Here is a 23,708-nt window from a genome sequence, read left to right on the forward strand (position 1 = left end):
TTTGATAAAGATCATATTAAAAATGATGCTCCTCGCAGCAGAGCTACGAGGTATCTAAAAAAGTTTTAGTTGTTTCTTATGATATCACGAAGCAGAGCTTCGGGGAATTAAACCCTGAGAGATTAATAAATCATTTCTACCATTAATTAATAAAAACCCTACAAGAAAGCCTGAAATAAGCTATTCTGAGCTGTTAACAATAGTGCTTTTATACCATCAATCACCTTGTAAAAACTTTAAATATTTTTATATGTCCTATCTACAATTATATAAATCAGACTTTGTAACTCTTCCATCATATACTCGTTTTATAGCTCTAAAACCAAGAGTTCTGTGTTATTTAGTTTTATTACTTGAATGGTATATGCAGGCAGCTCAATCTACGGGAGTTTCTTATATTGACGCCACATCTTTAGAGGTTTGTCATCGAAAAAGAATCTCTCGTAATAAAGTCTTTGCCGGTATTGCTGCTTTGGGTAAAACAACAAAAAGTTGGTTTTTTGGTCTAAAATTACATTTGGTTATTAACGAAAAAGGTGAGATTCAAGGTCTAAAACTAACGCCTGGTAATGTAGATGATAGAGCGCCGGTTTCGATAATCACCAAACATATCACGGGATTATTGTTTGGCGATAAGGGTTATATCAAACAGGAGCTCTTTGATGATCTATACAGCAAAGGAATCAAGTTAGTAACTGGCATAAAGAAGAAAATGAAGAATAAACTTATGCCATTATTTGAAAAAATATTATTACGCAAACGCTCAATTATTGAAACAGTATTTAGTGTGCTGAAGGGTGCTTTCGAGATCGAACATACAAGACATAGATCAATTTGGAATGCCTTTGTACATATCTTATCCGCCCTAATTGCATACTGTATGAAACCTAACAAACCTGCTATATCTCAAAATTAGCTAATCCAGAATTCAGGTTTTTAGTTGTTTCTTATGATATCACGAAGCAGAGCTTCGGGGAATTAAACCCTGAGAGATTAAAGTAAATGGTAATAAATTATTCGTTAAAGGAAACATTGAAGACGAAAATAAAGCCGATGATTCAGATAATTATATGAATAAGAACTTTAATTATGTAATATCTTTATATGAGGATGTAGATCAAAAAAATATTTCTTCAAGTCTAAAAAACGGTATACTTACTATTACCTTGCCACGCATAGAGGTTAAAGAGCAGGACGCAAAAGAAATACCGATTAATTAAATATAGCTTTAAGAAAGGTTAAATCATATGAATAAAACTTTGAAATACTCACTTATTATATTTATCAGTATAATATTATTGTTAATTATTATTCCTTTCTTTATCCCTTTGAACAATTATAAAGGGATAATAATAAGTAAAGTCAAAGAAACGATAAATAGAGATTTAACTATTAATGGCGATATAAAATTATCTTTACTACCAAATCCTGCAATATCCTTACCGGAAGTTAAATTATCCTCAATAGATAAAACAAAAGAACCTTATTTAGTATCTGTTGAAAACGCTAAAGCTTCACTTAAGCTTCTACCACTTTTTAGAGGGGCAATTGAAGTAGCATCTGTAGAGCTACAAAAACCGGTGATAAATCTTGAAGTTTTAAATAACGGACAAAAAAATTGGGATTTTTTCACACCTAAAAATAAAACTGAAATAAATCAAGATGCTTCTATATCCACAGCTTCTAATGCCAAAACTAAGTTAGAACTCCCTATTCTTATCAATCATTTTAAAATTTCAGATGGTAAAATTATACATAAAGAGAATGGTAATGAAAAAATATTTAACAATATTAATTTAGATACTCACGTTAAAAGTACTAAAGGTCCAATAGATTTTACTTTAGCATTAGAGGCTCTAGAGCAAAAAATTTATATAGATGGTAATATTGAAGAAATTGGAAAAGTAATACCATTAAGTGCAAATATCAATATTGCGGACGAAAAAATTAAAATTGAGGGAAAGCTCGATAGTGAAAATAATTCTTTCATAGGTCTTGCAAATATTAAAGGTAATACTAAAACTTTAGGGCTGCCAAGTGATTTACAAAATGATTATGAGTTAACAGCATCCATAATTGCAGATAGCAAAAATCTGAATTTAAAAGATGCAAGGCTTAACTATACTAATATAGAATTACTGGCAAATGCAAATTATGATATAGAACATAATAGTTTAAAGGCAAATATTATTGCAAATCCGGGTAATATCATTGGTGATATTAGCTCTAATTTAGATAAGGCGAGTATTTTCAATGGTAATATTAAAATAGCAGCAGATAATCTAAAACCTTTACTTAACGCTCTGAAAATAAAAACTGATAAATTACCTCCTATCATTAACCAAAAAATTTCTCTTATTTCCAATGTAGTCTATAATTCACAAGCCCTAATTTTACATAATATCAATTTAATTGCTGGGAATAGTAATTTATCAGGCGATGTAACCCTGAAAAATCTGAAGCAAGACATATCTGCTATTCATAATTTAAAAATTAATAATTTTGAGTCATTTATGGCTTTGCTTGGAGTCAATAATCTAAATCGTATTGGCACATTACAATTAAATGGGGAAGTGCAAAAAACTAAAGATACATTACAGATAAATGATAAAATATCAGCCTTTAATACTAATATAGCAATTAAAGGCGATGTTAATTTAGCTTTTCAAAAAACTAATTTTAACCTTAATATATACAGCCCATTAATTAACTTAGAAAAAATTACCTCAGGCAGCTCTGCTCCCGCTCCTACATCTGCTTCTAATCCTGTTGCAAATAATACAGCTCAAGCGTCTGCTAATGCTCCTAAAAGTAGCACTCCTTGGTCAAATAGTCCTATTGATTTACGCTTTTTAAATACAATCGAGGGACAGCTATCAGCAAATATAGATAAACTAACCAATGATTCATTGGTAATAAATAATTTTAAAGCAAAATTAGCTATCACCGGAGGTAAGCTAAATATTACTTCAGTTAGTGCAAATATTTATGGTGGCGATCTTAACGCAAACGGTTACGTAAGCTCAGGAAAAGATCAAAATGCAGCGATTAAAATTGATTTAAAAAATGCTTATGTTAAAAGCTTAACTCCGCAAAGTGGTAAAATAAAAATAACCGATGGACGATTAAATTTTACCACCGAACTCAATTCTACTGGTAATAGCGTTTATACTTATGTTAATAATTTAAATGGACAATTTAACGTAAATAGTAGTAATGGAAAAATTAGCGGATTTGATTTAAACCGCATTGTGGATGCGATAAATAATGCTAAAAATACGGAAGGAGTTCTACGCCTTATAAATGGCTCGTTTAGTGGCGGTACTACATCCTTTAATAATTTAGTAGTAACCGGTAATATAGAGCGTGGCATGGTACGACTAACTGAATGTCATTTGGATGCTAGCCCGGCTAAAGCCAATGCTCATGGTCAAATCAACCTACCGCAATATATGATGGATATCGGAGCAAGTATCACTATCAATAATTTTCCTCCTCTAGGGGTCAAACTTTACGGTTCTATAAATAATCCACAACATACATTAGATATGGAAGCTCTTCAAACATATTTAATAAAAAAGGTATTTAGCAGCGTCATTAAAGACCTAAAAAGCGGTGAAAAGAAACCTGAAAATATTATAAAAGATGCTTTAGGTTTAAGAAAGAAAAAGGAAGATAGTAGTAATGAACAGAATAATACAGAGCAACCACAAAACCAACAACCTACCGATCCTGTTAATAAACTGCTGCAAAAAGGATTAAAGAAACTGTTTTGATTTGTAGGCTCTGTTTCATCAATTGTGTAAATTTCGTGAGCCATTAAATCCTACCATCAAATTTGATCATAAAATGAGCCATAGCTTCATTCCAATTGGGGATAGGCATAGACCATTTTTTGGTAATATAATCAATTGTCAGATATAAAACCTTAAATACTGCGTCATCATTTGGAAAGATGCGTTTATTCTTAGTAACTTTTCTCAATTGGCTATTCAGCGATTCTATCGCATTTGTAGTGTAAATAATCTTACGAATCTCCTTTGGATATTGCAAGAAAATTATCAAATTATCCCAATTATTATACCAAGATTTAGCTATATGCGGATATTGCTTAGGCTCTGTCTCATCAATTGTGTAAATTTCGTGAACCATTAAATTCTACCATCAAATTTGATCATAAAATGAGCCATAGCTTCATTCCAATTGGGGATAGGCATAGACCATTTTTTGGTAATATAATCAATTGTCAGATATAAAACTTTAAATACTGCGTCATCATTTGGAAAGATGCGTTTATTCTTAGTAACTTTTCTCAATTGGCTATTCAGCGATTCTATCGCATTTGTAGTGTAAATAATCTTACGAATCTCCTTTGGATATTGCAAGAAAATTATCAAATTATCCCAATTATTATACCAAGATTTAGCTATATGCGGATATTGCTTACTCCATTTTTGATCAAATGACTCAAGAGCTAATTCTGCTTCTTTTTCAGTAGCAGAAGTATAGATTAGTTTCAAATCCGCTGCTAATTGCTTTCTATCTTTATATGATACATATTTGAGGCTATTCCTGATCTGATGGACAATACAAATTTGATGTTCAGTTTTCGGATATACTGATGCAATAGCATCAGACATACCAGTTAGATTATCACTACAAGCAATTAAGATATCTTTTACTCCTCGATTCTTCATTTCAGTAAAATTACCAAGCCAAAATTTAGCTCCTTCATTCTCACTTATCCATAAGCCTAAAATATCCTTTCTGCCAGATAAATCTATTCCTAAAGCTACATATACTGATTTATTAATAATAAGTTTATCTTGTCTTACTTTCACTACTAAACAGTCAAAATATACTATAGGGTATACTGATTCAAGAGGTCTACTCTGCCAAATCTTGACCTCATCTATTACTTCATCTGTAATCCTGCTGATTAGGCTCTCACTGATCTCAGCTCCATATAATTCTTGCAATTGTGTTTTAATATCAGACACACTCATACCCTTCGCATATAAGGATATTATCTTTTGGTCTAAGCCATCTATTCTTGTTTGTTTCTTTGAGACTATTATAGGTTCAAATTTACCTTGTCTGTCTCTTGGAACATTTAGCTCTATAGTACCATTCTCACTAATCAGATTCTTACTAAAACTACCATTCCTCGCATTCTCAGTTTCAGCTCTATCATACTTGCTATAACCTAAATGTTCTGACATCTCAGCATGCAGTGCTCGCTCTAAAATACCCTTGGTTAATTCCTTAATTAATCCATTCTGACTTAGTACTGTTTTTAAATCTACTCCGCCTTCTATCAGCAAATCTATTGCTTCATTTATTTTTTTATTCTTCTCTATTTGCATTTCTGTTACCTATATTTTTAATTACTTCTAATATAGGCTCAACAAAAATTTACACAATCATTGCAAAAGACTCATTGCTTACTCCATTTTTGATCAAATGACTCAAGAGCTAATTCTGCTTCTTTTTCAGTAGCAGAAGTATAGATTAGTTTCAAATCCGCTGCTAATTGCTTTCTATCTTTATATGATACATATTTGAGGCTATTCCTGATCTGATGGACAATACAAATTTGATGTTCAGTTTTCGGGTATACTGATGCAATAGCATCAGACATACCAGTTAGATTATCACTACAAGCAATTAAGATATCTTTTACTCCTCTATTTTTCATCTCAGTAAAATTACCAAGCCAAAATTTAGCTCCTTCATTCTCACTTATCCATAAGCCTAAAATATCCTTTCTACCAGATAAATCTATTCCTAAAGCTACATATACTGATTTATTAATAATAAGTTTATCTTGTCTTACTTTCACTACTAAACAGTCAAAATATACTATAGGGTATACTGATTCAAGAGGTCTACTCTGCCAAATCTTGACCTCATCTATTACTTCATCGGAAAGTTCTATAATTAATTAAGCCAGATATAATCAATTTTTAATCTCTCAGGGTTTAATTCCCCGAAGCTCTGCTTCGTGATATCATAAGCAGGAGTTTCGCACTTAGCAAATAATATGCTAATCTAGAGAAAAATAGTTTTAGATAAAAATGACAAGATCAAAATGTAGCAAAGATTTATATAAATCATTCTTACAAGCAAGTAGTGTAAGATATACTAGCAAAGCATTATCTGAAGTAAGTCCATTAGATCTATCGCACGATAGTGCAAGTCGATGGTTAAAGAGTAAGGATTTTCGCCCTAGCGAAATCTATAGCAAAGTGTCAAAATATATTGATCTGGAAGATCCTTGTTTATTAGTAGGAGATGACACCTTATTGTCAAAGCAATACAGTAAGAGGATCGAGCTTGTAAATTATCAATATTCTGGGGCTGTACATGATGTTATACCTGGTATAGGAATGGTAAACTTACTGCATTACAATACTCAAATTGATCAATCTACTCCTGTAGATTATAGAATATATGATAAAGAAACTGATGGTAAAACAAAGAACGAGCATTTTTGTGATATGCTTACTTTAGCTAAAGAAAGAGGTATCAAGCCTGATGCTATAGTTATGGATGCTTGGTATAGTGGTTTGGATAATTTAAAACATATACGTAATTTAGGTTGGATATGGGTTACCAACCTAAGAAAAAATAGAAAAGTTAATCGTAATGTTAGCTTGGAAACTTTAGAGATTCCCGATGAAGGGCTAAAAATTCACCTACGTGGATACGGTTGGGTTACGGTATTTAAGTTTGTGGCAAAAAATGGTCGCATTGATTACATAACAACTAATTTAGAGAATCCTACACGTGAGCAAATAGAGAAAATTGTTAAGGCGCGTTGGTCTATAGAAGTTTATCATCGAGAATTGAAACAAACTTGTGGTATTGAATGCTGTCAGGCACGCACGGGTCGAGCTCAAAGAAATCATATTTGCCTTGCTGTATTGGCCTGGCTTGATATGAACAAAAGGAGGATAAATGAAAACATTACTTTATATCAACAAACTTGGGAAGTTATAAAAACATCAATTCAGAACAACATTAAATGGCTTCTAACTAATACACAATTTTGCTAAGTGCGAAACTCCTGATAAGAAACAACTAAAACTTTTTTAGATACCTCTTAGCTCTGCTGCGAGGAGCATCATTTAAATATAGATATATCATGGCTCATTTAACGATAGATGAAAGATTTAAAATATACGAAATGAATAAGAGTGGTTATAGCTCGCGATATATAGGGACAAAGATTGGCCGTGATAAAAGCACTATATGTTATGAACTCAAGAGAATGAGGCATAATTATAGACCAGATAGGGCTAACACACTTGCTTGCAGTTTAAGGCAAGGTAAGAGAAAAAGAAAATTAGATATTGATAATAATTTACGAGCAGAAATAATAAAGCAGTTAACACAGGGTATTTCACCAGATATAATTTCAGGTAGACGTAAACTATCACGAGATACTGTCAATATTTCTACAGAGAGTATATACCAGTTTATTTATACATCTCCTATAGCACAAAGGCAAAAATTATATTTATCTTTAGCAAGAAAAAGGAAAAATAGGTTGCATCATGGTACAAGAATCAGAAACAAAAGAATTACAATACCAAATCGAGTTTCCATTACTGAAAGACCAGAGATAAATAGAAAGATAGCAGCAATAGGTCATTTAGAAGGTGATTTAACTTTTAACAAAGGTAATCAAAGTCGTAATATAGGCGCTCTTGTGGATATCAGAACACAAAAAGTGTTTCTCACTTTAAACCGTTCAAAAAGAACACAAGATGTGATTGGTAACATGAATAAAAAACTTAAACAATTGTCGCATATAATCAAAAGCATAACGTTAGATAATGGCAAAGAATTTACCAATCATGAACAACTATTGCCAAAATCTGAACGAAAAGTATATTTTTGCAATCCTTATTCTCCATGGCAAAAACCATTGATAGAGAAGATTAACTCAATGGTGCACAGAGTATACTCTAAATCTTTAGATATAAAAAAATTAACAATAAAGCAATTACAAGAAATTGAGGATTTTTTAAATAATTTACCAAGAAAAGTGCTCGGTTATAAAACACCCAATGAGGTATGGGAAGAAAATATAAATCTGGCTTAATTTGTAGAAGTTAAGATTTGATCTTACAGACACTATAAATTTTGCCCCTGATTGTCAGTTAAATTTTGACTGTCAGATACATATTCAAGATACAAGATTTCATTATTCTTTTCAACAGCTAATTTCTTACTATCCTTAAAAGTTTGCATAGGAGTTTTTCCATAACAATATTTACCAGAATGAGGTCTTTCATTATTGAAATACTCTAGCCAGATATCAAGATCTAATTGTAGGTCATCAAGAGCTGTATAAATCTTTTTCCGCATAGCTGTATCAAAGAATTCTTGTTTCATGGTTTTATTAAAACGCTCACACATACCGTTTGTTTGAGGAGAATATGCTTTAGTAGTAGTATGCTCTATACCTTCGATACTTAGAAATAATTCAAAAGCATGATGCTCTATATTCCCCTTATATTCTGACCCACGATCTGTCAGAATACGAAGTATTGGTATCCCTTGAGTCTCATACCATGGTAACACTCGGTCATTAAGCATATCAGCAGCAGTTAAAGCTGTTTTATCAGTATATAGTTTAACATCAGCTACTCTGCTGTAGCTATCAATAAATACCTGAGAATAAACCTTACCTATACCCTTAAAGTTGCCTACATAATATGTATCTTGGCATCCTAGATACCCTGGATGCTGTGTCTCAATTTCTCCATGAGCTTCTTTTTCATTACGACGCTTCTCTAGCACTTGTAATTGTGCCTCAGTAAGCACAATACCATCTTGAGCCATTTTTGCTTCTAATGCTTTAAGTCTTTTACTGATGTTGTTTAAATCATTACGTAACCAAATTGATCTTACTCCCCCAGGTGATACAAGTACACCTGTCTTTTTAAGCTCATTTGATACTCTTAGCTGACCATATGCTGGATATTCTATTGCCATATCTAGTACTGCTTTCTCTACAGCAGGATCAACTCTATTCGCTATTATTGGCTTTCTTCGACTAATTTCATACAACGCTTCTTCGCCACCAGTTTCATACAGTTCTTTAAATCTGTAATAACTATCTCTACTATATCCCATCGCTTTACATGCTGATGATATACTACCAAGGCTCTTAGCTAATTCAAGTAAACCTAATTTTGGTTTTATTATTTTTTGATTTAAGTTCATTCTTTATCTCCATTTAATAATTAATTTATTTTACTAAATGTAAGATATAATCTCAACTATTACACTTAATTAATACTGGAATTTACCATCTATCCAATCAGCTCAAACTTTATTTTGGATATATGCAGCTCTAGTAGGCATGTCTTTATCGTACCTATTTCTTATTTACACTACTATCTCTATTGCTAGAACTTTCTTTATTTGTGCTGCTGTTTTTGGTATAATGAGCTTATATGGATATAGCACTAATAAGGATCTTACTTCTTGGGGTTCTTTCTTTGTAATGGGACTTGTTGGATTACTGCTTACTGCACTGGTTAACCTTTTCTTGCAAAGTCCTGCTGTGTATTTTGCTTCTTCTTTTCTAGGAGTAATCATCTTCATTGGGCTAATAGCTTGGGATACTCAAAAAATTAAATCTTTTTACTTCACTAATACTGACAATCATTTAGCACAAAAAATGTCTATTGTAGCTGCTTTTAACTTATATCTAGACTTTATTAACCTATTTTTATACCTTATTAGATTCCTAGGAGGATATAAGCGTCATGAATAATTACTTGAATTTTTCTATTCTAAAACTATATCTAGTTTAGATATATAATTATGTTACAATTCTATAAATTAACCTTATATGTTATATAGTCAAATTGAAGTAAAAGAAGGTAATTATGTTATACAACAATATTAAATTTTTAATAACTTGCATTACTGTTATTTTATTGGCTAATCCAACCATTGCGGCTGAGGATAAAAAAACATCAAATAGTAATCATTATACTAATACTATTTATTTACGTCATCCATTAGATTTTATTAATCGTCCTTTCTCTGCCTTTGATTATTACTGGAATAGCATATTTGATGATAGATTATCTATCTATGACTCAAGTTCTATAAAAAGTAAATTAATTACTCAAGATAAACAATATATCCTAGTCCTAGAAATACCAGGATATGATAAGGACAACATTAAACTTAAAGTAAATAATTATAAGCTTTTTATTGAAGCTAACATTGACGATACTAAAGCAAATAGTGCTACTGATCATTTAAATAAAAAATTTAATTATGTTATCTCTCTGTATGATGATATTGATCAAAATGCCATTTCTTCTAAGCTAAAAAATGGCATCTTGACCATTATTTTGCCTAGAATTGAACTCAAAGACCAAAATGGTAAGGAAATACCTGTGCAGTAAAGAGAATATAACAAGACTTACTCTATGTGTCGCATAATTCCCATGCATTCAGGGATCTTATGAAGTGATGCACTATAAAAACGTACCTTGACATCAAGGGTTTTTAAGCTTATTTATAATAACATAGCGTAAGTATTGTATAATTAAAACTTTTTTGATAATTGACTAACGAATATTAGAATTACCCTCAACGAACATTAAAATTACCTATAAAAAAGAAGTAACTATGGACAGTAAAATCGAATAAAAATTTATTTTTAAATATTTAAATATTATTCGAGAATTACTGATAACATGTACAAATAACCAAGTAGGTATTTTAATGCAAAAGATCAAAAAATATAATCAGATAATTTCTGCTGCAAAAGCAGGTATGAGTGTAAAAACGGCACGTAAGTATTTACGTATTAATAAGTATCCAAGCGAATTACGCACAATACGTAAATATAGGACACGTAAGGATCCATTTGTGAAGCACTGGGATGAAATAGAATCAATGCTAGAATCAGCACCGGAGTTGCAAGCAACTACCATATTAGCATATTTGACAGAAAAGTATCATGGGAATTATAATGGGAAGCAATTACGCTGTTTGCAGAAAAGGTTAAAACAATGGAGAGCTGCACATGGTAAGGATAAGACAGTAATCTTTTTACAAAATATTCTTCCTGGCAAACAGAGTCAGTCTGATTGGACCAATATGAATCAATTGGGTATTTGTATTGGTGGGCAACCATATCCTCACTTACTATTTCATTTTATGTTGCCTTATTCATGTTGGGAAACTTTTAGCATATGCCATAGTGAAAGTTTTGATATATTAGCATCAGGGTTTGAAAAAGCTGTATGGGAGTTAGGTGGAGTTTTACCAGAGCATCGTACAGATAATTTAAGTGCAGCTACCAAGCAATGTGGTAATAGTAGACAATTTACAGAAAGATGGCAAGAATTGCTTGGTTATTACAATTTTGCACCATCGCGAAATAATCCAGGCGTCAGTCATGAAAATGGTTCTGTTGAAAAAAGTCATGATACATTTAAGCAAGCAGTGAATCAACATCTGCTATTACGTGGATCACGTAATTTTGTTGATTTAAAAGCTTATGAATTATTCCTTACACAAATTAAAGAAAAGCGCAATAGCTGTAGAAAAGAAAAATTAGCTGAAGAATTAGTTCATTTACAAGAGTTACCAATCAGGAAATGGAATGCACCTACAATATTATCAGTACGTGTTAATCTGTAATAGTTGAGATTATATCTTACATTTAGTAAAATAAATTAATTATTAAATGGAGATAAAGAATGAACTTAAATCAAAAAATAATAAAACCAAAATTAGGTTTACTTGAATTAGCTAAGAGCCTTGGTAGTATATCATCAGCATGTAAAGCGATGGGATATAGTAGAGATAGTTATTACAGATTTAAAGAACTGTATGAAACTGGTGGCGAAGAAGCGTTGTATGAAATTAGTCGAAGAAAGCCAATAATAGCGAATAGAGTTGATCCTGCTGTAGAGAAAGCAGTACTAGATATGGCAATAGAATATCCAGCATATGGTCAGCTAAGAGTATCAAATGAGCTTAAAAAGACAGGTGTACTTGTATCACCTGGGGGAGTAAGATCAATTTGGTTACGTAATGATTTAAACAACATCAGTAAAAGACTTAAAGCATTAGAAGCAAAAATGGCTCAAGATGGTATTGTGCTTACTGAGGCACAATTACAAGTGCTAGAGAAGCGTCGTAATGAAAAAGAAGCTCATGGAGAAATTGAGACACAGCATCCAGGGTATCTAGGATGCCAAGATACATATTATGTAGGCAACTTTAAGGGTATAGGTAAGGTTTATTCTCAGGTATTTATTGATAGCTACAGCAGAGTAGCTGATGTTAAACTATATACTGATAAAACAGCTTTAACTGCTGCTGATATGCTTAATGACCGAGTGTTACCATGGTATGAGACTCAAGGGATACCAATACTTCGTATTCTGACAGATCGTGGGTCAGAATATAAGGGGAATATAGAGCATCATGCTTTTGAATTATTTCTAAGTATCGAAGGTATAGAGCATACTACTACTAAAGCATATTCTCCTCAAACAAACGGTATGTGTGAGCGTTTTAATAAAACCATGAAACAAGAATTCTTTGATACAGCTATGCGGAAAAAGATTTATACAGCTCTTGATGACCTACAATTAGATCTTGATATCTGGCTAGAGTATTTCAATAATGAAAGACCTCATTCTGGTAAATATTGTTATGGAAAAACTCCTATGCAAACTTTTAAGGATAGTAAGAAATTAGCTGTTGAAAAGAATAATGAAATCTTGTATCTTGAATATGTATCTGACAGTCAAAATTTAACTGACAATCAGGGGCAAAATTTATAGTGTCTGTAAGATCAAATCTTAACTTCTACACAAAAGATAGTCAAGATAAAATACAAAAGATTATTCTTGAATATCGTGAACAACATACTGATATATCAGATGCAGAATTAGTCACACTGTTTACACAAAGCTTAAAAGAATTTAATGGTACTAGTATAGTAATTAATAACTATTTAAAAGATCAAGACTTAAGTAATATAGGATATCCTATAAAGACTAATAAAACTCACTTACAACTTAATATGGCTAAACACTGGGCAGAGAGTCAAGAGGAGACGTTAGTTAGCCAAATAAATGATGGTAAATTTTATCATAAATTAACTAATACTATTGACCCTTGTGAGCTCCCAACTTTACAATCGCCAAGTGAACAGACATATTGGGGTAATGAGAATCCTTCTGTCAGTTCAGTATTGCTTGCGAGTCTTGCTGCCACTTGTAATAAAAAGCAAGACAGTATGGTTGGTGCGGCTACATCATTCTCTTGTCGTAATACTAGCTATCACTTACCGGATGACTTGATACCGTACTCTTATCCTTTCTCTTCTACACAGAGCATGATGCTGTTTGGAGATTATCAATATGGTGCTCAACGTGATTTTAAAAAGCAATTATTATTTGGTGCTGAAGATTGTTCGACATCTGTAGGTAAAGCAACATACCTTACTACCGAACAAGTTGAAAGTATAAGTACTATCACTATGAAGGCAGCATATTCTAACCCAGGCAATGAATATCATTATAATCCCGTTACTTTTTTAAGAGGTGATATCAAAGATGAACAATTAAAATTAATCCAACCTGGTGATATTTACCTTGTGCGAGGCCATACAGCTATTATTGCATCAAATCCTGATAATAAGAGTAATATTACTACTTTACAATTTAATAGAGATATAGACTCAGTAGAAAATAAAATATTAGGCGGTGGGACGTATGATTACAACCTACTTGATAAGGTGCATAGACTAAAGGATGGTATTTATATTTTGCGTCCTAATGTAGAACCGTTGCATGAATCTTGCTCGTTAAACGAGTTACTATATCGTATTGATCAAAAATATGCTACGCTTTTCCCTGGTGGTGCTGAGGACATACCGGGAGATTGTAGAATATTTTTTGAAGATAATGAATCTGCAGTGATCGGCGATATCAACGCAGACATCGCAACAACAGTTCTATCATGATTATAGCTCAAACCGTAAAGTCAATGATTATAGTAGAGATGCCTCTTTTTGAAAATTCAAGGACTAAGTAGAACAGAACCTATAAATTTTCTGCTCAAATTTCATTGGGTGTTTTATAACCAAAAATCTTGCTTGGCATGTTATTTAAAATCTCAGCAGGTGCTGTCTCACTAAGTGTGTAAATTTCTAGGATATGTTATATTAACAATAATATAATTTATCAGGAATAACATGAGTAACACTAACCAAGAGAAGATAAAACAAACAGTAGATTTGCTAGTAGATAAAGATACTGATTTAACGAGTTTTTTTGCCAAAGACGGGATGTTAAAGCAGTTAACAAAGAATATATTTGAAAGAGCCTTAAAAGCTGAGATGGATGAGCATCTTGGTTATAGCAAATATGGTAGGCTAGAGACTGAAAACAGCAGAAATGGTGTAGGCAAAAAAAGCCTCATTACTGAAGGGGGAGTATTGGAACTTGAAGTACCACGTGATAGAAATGCTGAATTTGCTCCTGTACTAGTACCAAAACGTCAGACTAGGATTGATGGATTAGATCAGAAGATATTATCCTTATATGCTAAAGGGATGAGCCTCTCTGACATTAAGATTCAGATTCATGAGCTATATGGTGCAGAGATCAGTGAAAGGGAAAGTTCTATGGTAAATTCCAGTATTAATTAAGCCAGATTTATATTTTCTTCCCATACCTCATTGGGTGTTTTATAACCGAGCACTTTTCTTGGTAAATTATTTAAAAAATCCTCAATTTCTTGTAATTGCTTTATTGTTAATTTTTTTATATCTAAAGATTTAGAGTATACTCTGTGCACCATTGAGTTAATCTTCTCTATCCATGGCTTTGTTGCATAAATAAGCTTTTGAATATACTGCCCCTAACCCCGCAATGCTAGCCTAGTCTATCCGCCAAAAACACTTCAAATCCTGATCATTTGTAATGGGATAGAGTTTTGACAACAAATTGCTAAGATTTTCAATAAAAATTAATAAGTTATGTTAATTTTTACTGATACATTTCTGTGTTGGTCTAATTTTGATATGGAGCTATTGTTAACGATTTTTTATCGTTCATCTAGTTTTTGCATGATGATATTTTTGATTTATGTGGAGTTAGACACGATTTGTAAATGATTTGCAATGCATCGTAAATTCAAACCAATAGCAGAGATTATTGGATTGATAATATCTCCTATCATACCTTTCAAGAAGTTTCTACCCATCCGACCATATTGCTTTAAGTGACCTATTATTGGTTCTATGGCACTGCGTCTCTTGATCATAGACTTGTCCTCTTGTAACAACTTCTTCCGCGTTTTTGGGGTATATACCTTACTCTTCTCCTTTACATTGCTACCACTATACCCAAGATCAACAAATGATTTCTTTATCTTGATTCCAGTGACACTCTCTACTGCTTCAAAGCTCTGATGCAATGTATGACCATCATAAGGATTATTATGAAACGATTTTGCGGATAAAACAAAATTTCTACGACCACTTACTACTACCGCTACTTTATTGCCAAACTCATATGGCTTGTTGCGTTTTCCCTTTCCTATACACTCTACTTCAGGGGCATGAAAACTATATAATACTTTGTTATCTTCTTTATATTGCTTTTTAGCTTCTCTTTTTAAAACAGATTGGTTATGTATTTGTTTTATTTTTTGCAATACTTCTTGATTTTTGAGAGACAAGTTTAATTGCTTATTTTTGATCTCACGCTCACATACTCTAATCAAACGACCCAGTAATATTTTTAAATGCTTCATTATTTTCCAACGCTTCTTGGCTTTACTATGTTCTTTATATTTCCATAGCTTTACTATATCGCGTTTATAGGTTCTAGCGTATGTTTCATTCAAATGTATACCCAAACTGTTGCAAAGCTTTACTATGCTAAGCCTAGCTTTATCCATTAAATAAACATCGTGTGGGTGTTTGATATTCTTAATTTGTACAGTCGTATCAGCGATGATTAATTCCAAATCTTTTTTTTTAATTGTGTTAGTTTTTATCCCAACCCTGATCAACTCCGATAATATCTCATTATATCCAGCTTCACCTAATACACTACGAAACCGTCGTATACTAGTTTCCGAGATAGCTATGTCTTTTTCTATATATTCCCACCCGCAGAAATACTGCCAATACATATTCTCTTTTAGCTCTTCCTCTGATAATGAATCTGAAAAATTATACATTGCTTGTAGCATCGTTATGCCAAGCATCACTCTATGACATTTTCTATTTCTACCAAATTTCTTAATACAAACATTTTTTGATAACCACTCTTCGAGCCTAGACCAATTTATTAATTCTCTTAATTTATATAGCTTATTATTTGGGTTTAATTCTTCTTTTAATTTATAACCAAACAGTTTCCCTTGTTCTTGCGATTTGATAATGTTGTCTATTGGCATTGACTGAAATCCATAAGGTTTATGACCATATTTTATCATTTTCTTACGGATTGTTGTATTACTTCTTGTCTTAAAACCATATTATCTATAAGGCTTGTAGAGTTTTGGCGGACGGACTAGCCTAGCCAACAGGCACAGAGATAGGTTTACCAATTTCAAACATTTTGTTTAATAAGTGGCATTTAATAGACATTTCTTTTGTCATATTTTGATCATGTCTTGATAGAAACTTACTACCAAAAGAAGTTTTAAATCGAAAGAACGTGTTCTCTACACGCTCCCTTCTACCATAATTATTCTTTACCCTCCATGCTTGGTATCCTTTGTTTTGTTGATATATAACAGCTGCATCTCTCTCAGTTTTATCCCTAAGCGATTGAACTTTTACTGAAGAGTTTGGGGGTCTAATAACTGGTTTTATCTTCTTCTTTCTCAACAATTGATATGTAGATTCACCGTCATACCCTCGATCTCCCAGAAAATCCTTGGCTCTGACATTAGCTATTAGTAGTCCAATCTGTGATCTATCATCTATAGTATGCTCTGTGGTACTATCGGCAAGTATCATACCTTGATCTTCTATAACGATATGTAGCTTTTTCCATATGCGACGCTTATATTGCTTACCATGCTTATTTTCTAGCCATTCGTTCCCTGTGTAGGCTTGTATCCCTGTACTATCCATTGAAATACAACTAAATTCTTTATCTTGATTTCCATGTAAATACCTAAGATCTAATGACTTCATACGCTTACTTAATGTTGTATAGTCTGGACATCTAATAGATAAACCCGATATTTCAAAGAGCCAGTTTATAAAGCCTTGGGTTTGGCGTAACTTAAGACCGAATAAGCATCTGATCTTCAAACACTGTAATATAGCGTGATCACTATAGCGTCTAGGTCTTCCTCGTTTCATTTCCTCTCTGTAATCAGCATACCAGCCAATCGCCAAATCACTGGCAATCATAAAATCTATGCGACCCCTATTGCGTAAAAAATTATTATATTCTGACCAATTCGTTATTTTATATTTAGAATACTTGCGTGATTTACTAAAAGGGGCTTTCTTCCGAGATCTCATATAATCTGGATTATTTTTTAATTCAGGACATCTTACCAGATTATCACCACTCTTGCTCTACAAATTTTATTTATGCAACAAAGCCATAGCTCGCGATATATAGCTAACGCGGAAAGGTTTTTACCATAGTTTTTGTATTTACTCACATATTCACCAGATCTAAATCCTATTAAACATTGCTGGACTAACTTTAAAAACGGTAAATTCCAGTATTAATTAAGCCAGATTTATATTTTCTTCCCATACCTCATTGGGTGTTTTATAACCGAGCACTTTTCTTGGTAAATTATTTAAAAAATCCTCAATTTCTTGTAATTGCTTTATTGTTAATTTTTTTATATCTAAAGATTTAGAGTATACTCTGTGCACCATTGAGTTAATCTTCTCTATCAATGGTTTTTGCCATGGAGAATAAGGCAGGAGTTTCGCACTTAGCAAAATTGTGTATTAGTTAGAAGCCATTTAATGTTGTTCTGAATTGATGTTTTTATAACTTCCCAAGTTTGTTGATATAAAGTAATGTTTTCATTTATCCTCCTTTTGTTCATATCAAGCCAGGCCAATACAGCAAGGCAAATATGATTTCTTTGAGCTCGACCCGTGCGTGCCTGACAGCATTCAATACCACAAGTTTGTTTCAATTCTCGATGATAAACTTCTATAGACCAACGCGCCTTAACAATTTTCTCTATTTGCTCACGTGTAGGATTCTCTAAATTAGTTGTTATGTAATCAATGCGACCATTTTTTGCCACAAACTTAAATACCGTAACCCAACCGTATCCACGTAGGTGAATTTTTAGCCCTTCATCGGGAATCTCTAAAGTTTCCAAGCTAACATTACGATTAACTTTTCTATTTTTTCTTAGGTTGGTAACCCATATCCAACCTAAATTACGTATATGTTTTAAATTATCCAAACCACTATACCAAGCATCCATAACTATAGCATCAGGCTTGATACCTCTTTCTTTAGCTAAAGTAAGCATATCACAAAAATGCTCGTTCTTTGTTTTACCATCAGTTTCTTTATCATATATTCTATAATCTACAGGAGTAGATTGCAGGAGTTTCGCACTTAGCAAATAATATGCTAATCTAGAGAAAAATAGTTTTAGATAAAAATGACAAGATCAAAATGTAGCAAAGATTTATATAAATCATTCTTACAAGCAAGTAGTGTAAGATATACTAGCAAAGCATTATCTGAAGTAAGTCCATTAGATCTATCGCACGATAGTGCAAGTCGATGGTTAAAGAGTAAGGATTTTCGCCCTAGCGAAATCTATAGCAAAGTGTCAAAATATATAGCTAACACGGAAATGTTTCTACCACAGATTAGGAAAAACTTAGGCATTGATCAATAATTTTATGTAAACAGTTTTTAAAGTTAGTCCAGCAATGTTTAATAGGATTTAGATCTGGTGAATATGTGAGTAAATACAAAAACTATGGTAAAAACCTTTTCGCGTTAGCTATATTGATCTGGAAGATCCTTGTTTATTAGTGGGAGATGACACCTTATTGTCAAAGCAATACAGTAAGAGGATCGAGCTTGTAAATTATCAATATTCTGGGGCTGTACATGATGTTATACCTGGTATAGGAATGGTAAACTTACTGCATTACAATACTCAAATTGATCAATCTACTCCTGTAGATTATAGAATATATGATAAAGAAACTGATGGTAAAACAAAGAACGAGCATTTTTGTGATATGCTTACTTTAGCTAAAGAAAGAGGTATCAAGCCTGATGCTATAGTTATGGATGCTTGGTATAGTGGTTTGGATAATTTAAAACATATACGTAATTTAGGTTGGATATGGGTTACCAACCTAAGAAAAAATAGAAAAGTTAATCGTAATGTTAGCTTGGAAACTTTAGAGATTCCCGATGAAGGGCTAAAAATTCGGCTCTGTCTCATCAATTGTGTAAATTTCGTGAACCATTAAATTCTACCATCAAATTTGATCATAAAATGAGCCATAGCTTCATTCCAATTGGGGATAGGCATAGACCATTTTTTGGTAATATAATCAATTGTCAGATATAAAACTTTAAATACTGCGTCATCATTTGGAAAGATGCGTTTATTCTTAGTAACTTTTCTCAATTGGCTATTCAGCGATTCTATCGCATTTGTAGTGTAAATAATCTTACGAATCTCCTTTGGATATTGCAAGAAAATTATCAAATTATCCCAATTATTATACCAAGATTTAGCTATATGCGGATATTGCTTACTCCATTTTTGATCAAATGACTCAAGAGCTAATTCTGCTTCTTTTTCAGTAGCAGAAGTATAGATTAGTTTCAAATCCGCTGCTAATTGCTTTCTATCTTTATATGATACATATTTGAGGCTATTCCTGATCTGATGGACAATACAAATTTGATGTTCAGTTTTCGGATATACTGATGCAATAGCATCAGACATACCAGTTAGATTATCACTACAAGCAATTAAGATATCTTTTACTCCTCGATTCTTCATTTCAGTAAAATTACCAAGCCAAAATTTAGCTCCTTCATTCTCACTTATCCATAAGCCTAAAATATCCTTTCTGCCAGATAAATCTATTCCTAAAGCTACATATACTGATTTATTAATAATAAGTTTATCTTGTCTTACTTTCACTACTAAACAGTCAAAATATACTATAGGGTATACTGATTCAAGAGGTCTACTCTGCCAAATCTTGACCTCATCTATTACTTCATCTGTAATCCTGCTGATTAGGCTCTCACTGATCTCAGCTCCATATAATTCTTGCAATTGTGTTTTAATATCAGACACACTCATACCCTTCGCATATAAGGATATTATCTTTTGGTCTAAGCCATCTATTCTTGTTTGTTTCTTTGAGACTATTATAGGTTCAAATTTACCTTGTCTGTCTCTTGGAACATTTATCTCTATAGTACCATTCTCACTAATCAGATTCTTACTAAAACTACCATTCCTCGCATTCTCAGTTTCAGCTCTATCATACTTGCTATAACCTAAATGTTCTGACATCTCAGCATGCAGTGCTCGCTCTAAAATACCCTTGGTTAATTCCTTAATTAATCCATTCTGACTTAGTACTGTTTTTAAATCTACTCCGCCTTCTATCAGCAAATCTATTGCTTCATTTATTTTTTTATTCTTCTCTATTTGCATTTCTGTTACCTATATTTTTAATTACTTCTAATATAGGCTCAACAAAAATTTACACAATCATTGCAAAAGACTCTATAAATAAACTGGTATATACTCTCTGTAGAAATATTGACAGTATCTCGTGATAGTTTACGTCTACCTGAAATTATATCTGGTGAAATACCCTGTGTTAACTGCTTTATTATTTCTGCTCGTAAATTATTATCAATATCTAATTTTCTTTTTCTCTTACCTTGCCTTAAACTGCAAGCAAGTGTGTTAGCCCTATCTGGTCTATAATTATGCCTCATTCTCTTGAGTTCATAACATATAGTGCTTTTATCACGGCCAATCTTTGTCCCTATATATCGCGAGCTATAACCACTCTTATTCATTTCGTATATTTTAAATCTTTCATCTATCGTTAAATGAGCCATGATATATCTATATTTAAATGATGCTCCTCGCAGCAGAGCTACGAGGTATCTAAAAAAGTTTTAGTTGTTTCTTATGATATCACGAAGCAGAGCTTCGGGGAATTAAACCCTGAGAGATTAAAAATTGATTATATCTGGCTTAATTAATTATAGAACTTTCCAACATCTTAATTTATCTGGTAATTATATACGTCCCGGCGAATTATTAAACTTATTAGCTGCATTAAAAAAGAATCAATCTCTAACACATCTTGATTTATCGCGGTGCGGTTTGGACGATGAAGGAGCAGCAGAGTTATCAGAATTTATTCAAGATCATACTAGCCTTACTTCTATTAATATTGACGGCAATATTATTATTTCTTATGGCTTAGAGGAATTAACAATTGCTATAGAATCAAATCGATTAATAAGGTCAATAGTAATAGACTTAAGTTCTCATAAGATAGAACCAGGGATAAGATACCGTATTAACAATGCAATACAACATAATATGCTTTGTTATGATAAAGTAAAAGAAGTGATGCATAATATTTCGTCCTTATGTGAAGATGATTCGAAGTATGATTCGCTTGATGCTGCAAAACTGCTTAATTTTTATCAGTGTCATGCCAAAGATAATTTAGTACAGTCAGTGTTAAAAGAGATGATGTCAGCAAATGACATATCGTGCTTTGACAAGAAGGTGGTTAATTATATTAATCTCTCAGGGTTTAATTCCCCGAAGCTCTGCTTCGTGATATCATAAGAAACAACTAAAACTTTTTTAGATACCTCGTAGCTCTGCTGCGAGGAGCATCATTGTAAATTATTTTAACCTAACACAAGTAAGTACTCTGAACCATAAAGCAAAATTACATACTTTATATCACAGTATTGAGGCTTTACCTCCAGAGATGATAATGAATATAACAAATAATATGCAATTATCTGATGTAATGGGAGTATGTGATTTAGATAATTGGATCCGTGTGTATGAAATGTAAAAGAGTCTTCACAATTAAGTGTGTAAATTTTTCCAAAGGACTAGATTCTTTCTTTAAATTTTATTGTCCCAAATTTGGGAGAAAAACCCCGCACTTGCAGTGCGTCGTTTTAACATATAGAATGAAGAGATGCAGTATTACAAGAAGCTAAGCCACACAGTTTACGATTGCACTTATCATATAGTATGGGTGACTAAATATCGCTATAATATATTGGTAGGAGAGTCAAGGACCTAATCCAAGAGATATGTAAGAATAATGGTGTAGAGATATTAAGAGGGAAGATAGCTTCAAATCACGTACATATCTATGTATCTGTGCCACCTTATCAACGCCAATTTAGGATAAGAGAAGTTGTTCTGGAGCTAAAGCATCAAGTTTTATACGAGATTTAGTGATAGCATAAGAAGTAACACAAGCTAGAATATGCACCAAGAAATTAACAGGAGATCTATGCCTTGTATGCTCTAGGTTCATTCGATTTTTTAGTATATTAAATACTGATTCGGCTCTGTTTCATCAATTCAGGAGTTTCGCACTTAGCAAAAAGTATGTTAATCTAGAGAAAAATAGTTTTAGATAAAAATGACAAGAACAAAATGTAGCAAGGACTTATATAAATCATTTTTACAAGCAAGTAGTGTCAGATATACTAGCAAGGCATTATCTGAAGTGAGTCCAGTAGATCTATCTCACGATAGTGCAAGTCGATGGTTAAAGAGTAAGGATTTTCGTCCTAGCGAAATCTATAAGGAAGTGTCAAAATATATAGATTGGGAAGCACCGTGTTTATTAGTGGGGGATGACACCTTATTATCAAAGCAATACAGTCAGAAGATTGAGCTTGTACGTTATCAATATTCTGGAGCTGTACATGATGTTATACCTGGTATAGGAATGGTAAACTTACTACATTACAATACTAAAATTGCTCAATCTACTCCCGTAGATTATAGAATATATGATAAAGACACTGATGGTAAAACAAAGAATGAGCATTTTTGTGATATGCTTACTTTAGCTAAAGAAAGAGGTCTCAATCCTGATGCCATAGTCATGGATGCTTGGTATAGCGGGTTGAAGAATTTAAAACATATACGTAATTTAGGCTGGCTATGGGTTACCACCCTAAGGAAAAATAGAAAAGTTAATCATAATGTTAGCTTGGAAAGTTTAGAGATACCCGATGAGGGGCTAAAAATTCACCTACGTGGATACGGTTGGGTTACGGTATTTAAGTTTGTGGCAAAGAATGGTCGCATTGATTACATAACAACGAACTTGGACAATCCCACACGTGAGCAAATAGAGAAAATTGTTAAGGCACGTTGGTCTATAGAGGTTTATCATCGAGAATTAAAACAAACTTGTGGTATTGAACGCTGTCAGGCACGCACGGGCCGAGCTCAAAGAAATCATATTTGCCTTGCAGTATTTGCCTGGCTTGATATGAATAAAAGGAGGATAAATGAAAACATTACTTTATATCAACAAACTTGGGAAGTTATAAAAACATCAATTCAAAACAATATCAGATGGCTTTTAACTGATTCGCAACTTTGCTAAGTGCGAAACTCCTGCA

The 23,708-nt window shown here is 32.6% G+C and carries 16 protein-coding genes and 12 pseudogenes; 16 read left to right on the forward strand and 12 right to left on the reverse strand.

The features are described from left to right. Window positions 1–121: 121 nt before the first annotated feature. The 3 genes and pseudogenes from AAHI98_RS12115 to AAHI98_RS12125 all read left to right on the forward strand — a co-directional run bounded on the left by AAHI98_RS12115 (window position 122) and on the right by AAHI98_RS12125 (window position 3,776). On the forward strand, window positions 122–916 hold the full coding sequence (locus AAHI98_RS12115; RefSeq protein ID WP_458693699.1) for an IS982 family transposase: 795 nt from the start codon (window positions 122–124) through the stop codon (window positions 914–916). 73 nt (window positions 917–989) lie between these two features. Further along, window positions 990–1,220, forward strand: a pseudogene (locus tag AAHI98_RS12120) (Hsp20/alpha crystallin family protein); the annotation flags it as partial. A gap of 27 nt (window positions 1,221–1,247) precedes the next feature. Next, window positions 1,248–3,776, forward strand: a complete 2,529-nt coding sequence (locus AAHI98_RS12125; protein WP_342225976.1) for an AsmA family protein — start codon at window positions 1,248–1,250, stop codon at window positions 3,774–3,776. 43 nt (window positions 3,777–3,819) lie between these two features. Here the strand turns inward: AAHI98_RS12125 and AAHI98_RS12130 are convergent. The 3 genes and pseudogenes from AAHI98_RS12130 to AAHI98_RS12140 form a co-directional block, all read right to left on the reverse strand. Further along, a pseudogene (locus tag AAHI98_RS12130) lies at window positions 3,820–4,119 on the reverse strand (transposase); the annotation flags it as partial. Window positions 4,120–4,151: 32 nt separating this feature from the next. After that, window positions 4,152–5,366 carry an IS256 family transposase gene (locus AAHI98_RS12135; RefSeq protein ID WP_342224662.1) on the reverse strand — a complete coding sequence of 405 codons (1,215 nt, stop codon included), beginning with the start codon at window positions 5,364–5,366 and terminating at the stop codon, window positions 4,152–4,154. A 74-nt stretch (window positions 5,367–5,440) separates the two neighbouring features. Further along, a pseudogene (locus AAHI98_RS12140) lies at window positions 5,441–5,941 on the reverse strand (IS256 family transposase); the annotation flags it as partial. A 136-nt stretch (window positions 5,942–6,077) separates the two neighbouring features. Here AAHI98_RS12140 and AAHI98_RS12145 point away from each other — a divergent pair. Further along, the gene (locus AAHI98_RS12145) at window positions 6,078–7,058 is read left to right on the forward strand and encodes an IS701 family transposase (protein ID WP_342224656.1); all 981 of its coding nucleotides are present in this window, start codon (window positions 6,078–6,080) and stop codon (window positions 7,056–7,058) included. A gap of 89 nt (window positions 7,059–7,147) precedes the next feature. Next, entirely contained in the window at window positions 7,148–8,110 is a 963-nt protein-coding gene (locus AAHI98_RS12150) for an IS30 family transposase (RefSeq protein ID WP_342224646.1), read from the forward strand. Window positions 8,111–8,142: 32 nt separating this feature from the next. Here AAHI98_RS12150 and AAHI98_RS12155 read toward each other — a convergent pair whose 3' ends face one another. Further along, window positions 8,143–9,237, reverse strand: a complete 1,095-nt coding sequence (locus tag AAHI98_RS12155) for an IS481 family transposase (RefSeq protein ID WP_342224693.1) — start codon at window positions 9,235–9,237, stop codon at window positions 8,143–8,145. A gap of 100 nt (window positions 9,238–9,337) precedes the next feature. Between AAHI98_RS12155 and AAHI98_RS12160 the strand changes: the two are divergent. From AAHI98_RS12160 to AAHI98_RS12185, 6 genes and pseudogenes are all read left to right on the forward strand, one after another. Further along, window positions 9,338–9,793, forward strand: a pseudogene (locus AAHI98_RS12160) (Bax inhibitor-1/YccA family protein); the annotation flags it as partial. Window positions 9,794–9,908: 115 nt separating this feature from the next. Next, window positions 9,909–10,439: an Hsp20/alpha crystallin family protein gene (locus AAHI98_RS12165; RefSeq protein ID WP_342225551.1), complete on the forward strand. Its 531-nt coding sequence runs from the start codon at window positions 9,909–9,911 to the stop codon at window positions 10,437–10,439. Between the two features lie 322 nt (window positions 10,440–10,761). Continuing rightward, window positions 10,762–11,685, forward strand: a complete 924-nt coding sequence (gene istA / locus AAHI98_RS12170) for an IS21 family transposase (protein ID WP_342225978.1) — start codon at window positions 10,762–10,764, stop codon at window positions 11,683–11,685. A 59-nt stretch (window positions 11,686–11,744) separates the two neighbouring features. Beyond that, on the forward strand, window positions 11,745–12,839 hold the full coding sequence (locus tag AAHI98_RS12175) for an IS481 family transposase (RefSeq protein WP_342224693.1): 1,095 nt from the start codon (window positions 11,745–11,747) through the stop codon (window positions 12,837–12,839). Then, the gene (locus AAHI98_RS12180) at window positions 12,839–14,026 is read left to right on the forward strand and encodes an RP439 family protein (RefSeq protein WP_342225979.1); all 1,188 of its coding nucleotides are present in this window, start codon (window positions 12,839–12,841) and stop codon (window positions 14,024–14,026) included. Before AAHI98_RS12175 ends, AAHI98_RS12180 begins: the two co-directional genes overlap by 1 nt. A gap of 231 nt (window positions 14,027–14,257) precedes the next feature. Then, the gene (locus AAHI98_RS12185) at window positions 14,258–14,713 is read left to right on the forward strand and encodes a transposase (protein WP_342225980.1); all 456 of its coding nucleotides are present in this window, start codon (window positions 14,258–14,260) and stop codon (window positions 14,711–14,713) included. Here AAHI98_RS12185 and AAHI98_RS12190 read toward each other — a convergent pair. The 5 genes and pseudogenes from AAHI98_RS12190 to AAHI98_RS12210 form a co-directional block, all read right to left on the reverse strand. Next, a pseudogene (locus tag AAHI98_RS12190) lies at window positions 14,710–14,892 on the reverse strand (IS30 family transposase); the annotation flags it as partial. The gene AAHI98_RS12185 and the pseudogene AAHI98_RS12190 sit on opposite strands and share 4 nt — an antisense overlap. A 258-nt stretch (window positions 14,893–15,150) precedes the next feature. Next, window positions 15,151–16,512: an IS5 family transposase gene (locus AAHI98_RS12195; protein ID WP_342224717.1), complete on the reverse strand. Its 1,362-nt coding sequence runs from the start codon at window positions 16,510–16,512 to the stop codon at window positions 15,151–15,153. A gap of 82 nt (window positions 16,513–16,594) precedes the next feature. Then, entirely contained in the window at window positions 16,595–17,557 is a 963-nt protein-coding gene (locus tag AAHI98_RS12200) for an IS5 family transposase (RefSeq protein WP_342224734.1), read from the reverse strand. A 216-nt stretch (window positions 17,558–17,773) separates the two neighbouring features. Further along, a pseudogene (locus AAHI98_RS12205) lies at window positions 17,774–17,974 on the reverse strand (IS30 family transposase); the annotation flags it as partial. 14 nt (window positions 17,975–17,988) lie between these two features. Next, window positions 17,989–18,636 (reverse strand): annotated as a pseudogene (locus AAHI98_RS12210) (transposase); the annotation flags it as partial. Between the two features lie 45 nt (window positions 18,637–18,681). Here AAHI98_RS12210 and AAHI98_RS12215 point away from each other — a divergent pair. Together AAHI98_RS12215 and AAHI98_RS12220 are read left to right on the forward strand one after the other, a co-directional pair. Beyond that, window positions 18,682–18,918: pseudogene (locus AAHI98_RS12215) on the forward strand (hypothetical protein); the annotation flags it as partial. A 115-nt stretch (window positions 18,919–19,033) separates the two neighbouring features. Further along, a pseudogene (locus AAHI98_RS12220) lies at window positions 19,034–19,477 on the forward strand (transposase); the annotation flags it as partial. A gap of 32 nt (window positions 19,478–19,509) precedes the next feature. On the opposite strand, the gene AAHI98_RS12225 reads toward AAHI98_RS12220, so the two are convergent. Together AAHI98_RS12225 and AAHI98_RS12230 are read right to left on the reverse strand one after the other, a co-directional pair. Beyond that, window positions 19,510–20,724, reverse strand: a complete 1,215-nt coding sequence (locus AAHI98_RS12225; protein WP_342224684.1) for an IS256 family transposase — start codon at window positions 20,722–20,724, stop codon at window positions 19,510–19,512. Between the two features lie 74 nt (window positions 20,725–20,798). Next, a pseudogene (locus tag AAHI98_RS12230) lies at window positions 20,799–21,140 on the reverse strand (transposase); the annotation flags it as partial. Window positions 21,141–21,264: 124 nt separating this feature from the next. Here AAHI98_RS12230 and AAHI98_RS12235 point away from each other — a divergent pair. Both AAHI98_RS12235 and tnpA read left to right on the forward strand, forming a co-directional pair. Continuing rightward, on the forward strand, window positions 21,265–21,888 hold the full coding sequence (locus AAHI98_RS12235; protein ID WP_342225983.1) for a leucine-rich repeat domain-containing protein: 624 nt from the start codon (window positions 21,265–21,267) through the stop codon (window positions 21,886–21,888). Window positions 21,889–22,255: 367 nt separating this feature from the next. Then, window positions 22,256–22,455 (forward strand): annotated as a pseudogene (gene tnpA, locus AAHI98_RS12240) (IS200/IS605 family transposase); the annotation flags it as partial. A gap of 10 nt (window positions 22,456–22,465) precedes the next feature. Here tnpA and AAHI98_RS18735 read toward each other — a convergent pair. Then, window positions 22,466–22,633, reverse strand: a pseudogene (locus AAHI98_RS18735) (IS982 family transposase); the annotation flags it as partial. A gap of 78 nt (window positions 22,634–22,711) precedes the next feature. Between AAHI98_RS18735 and AAHI98_RS12245 the strand changes: the two are divergent. Then, window positions 22,712–23,692, forward strand: coding sequence for an IS701 family transposase (locus tag AAHI98_RS12245; RefSeq protein ID WP_342224818.1), 981 nt, complete (start codon window positions 22,712–22,714; stop codon window positions 23,690–23,692). Window positions 23,693–23,708 lie beyond the last annotated feature (16 nt).

The organism is Rickettsia endosymbiont of Urophora cardui (assembly GCF_964030725.1).
GTDB lineage: Bacteria > Pseudomonadota > Alphaproteobacteria > Rickettsiales > Rickettsiaceae > Rickettsia.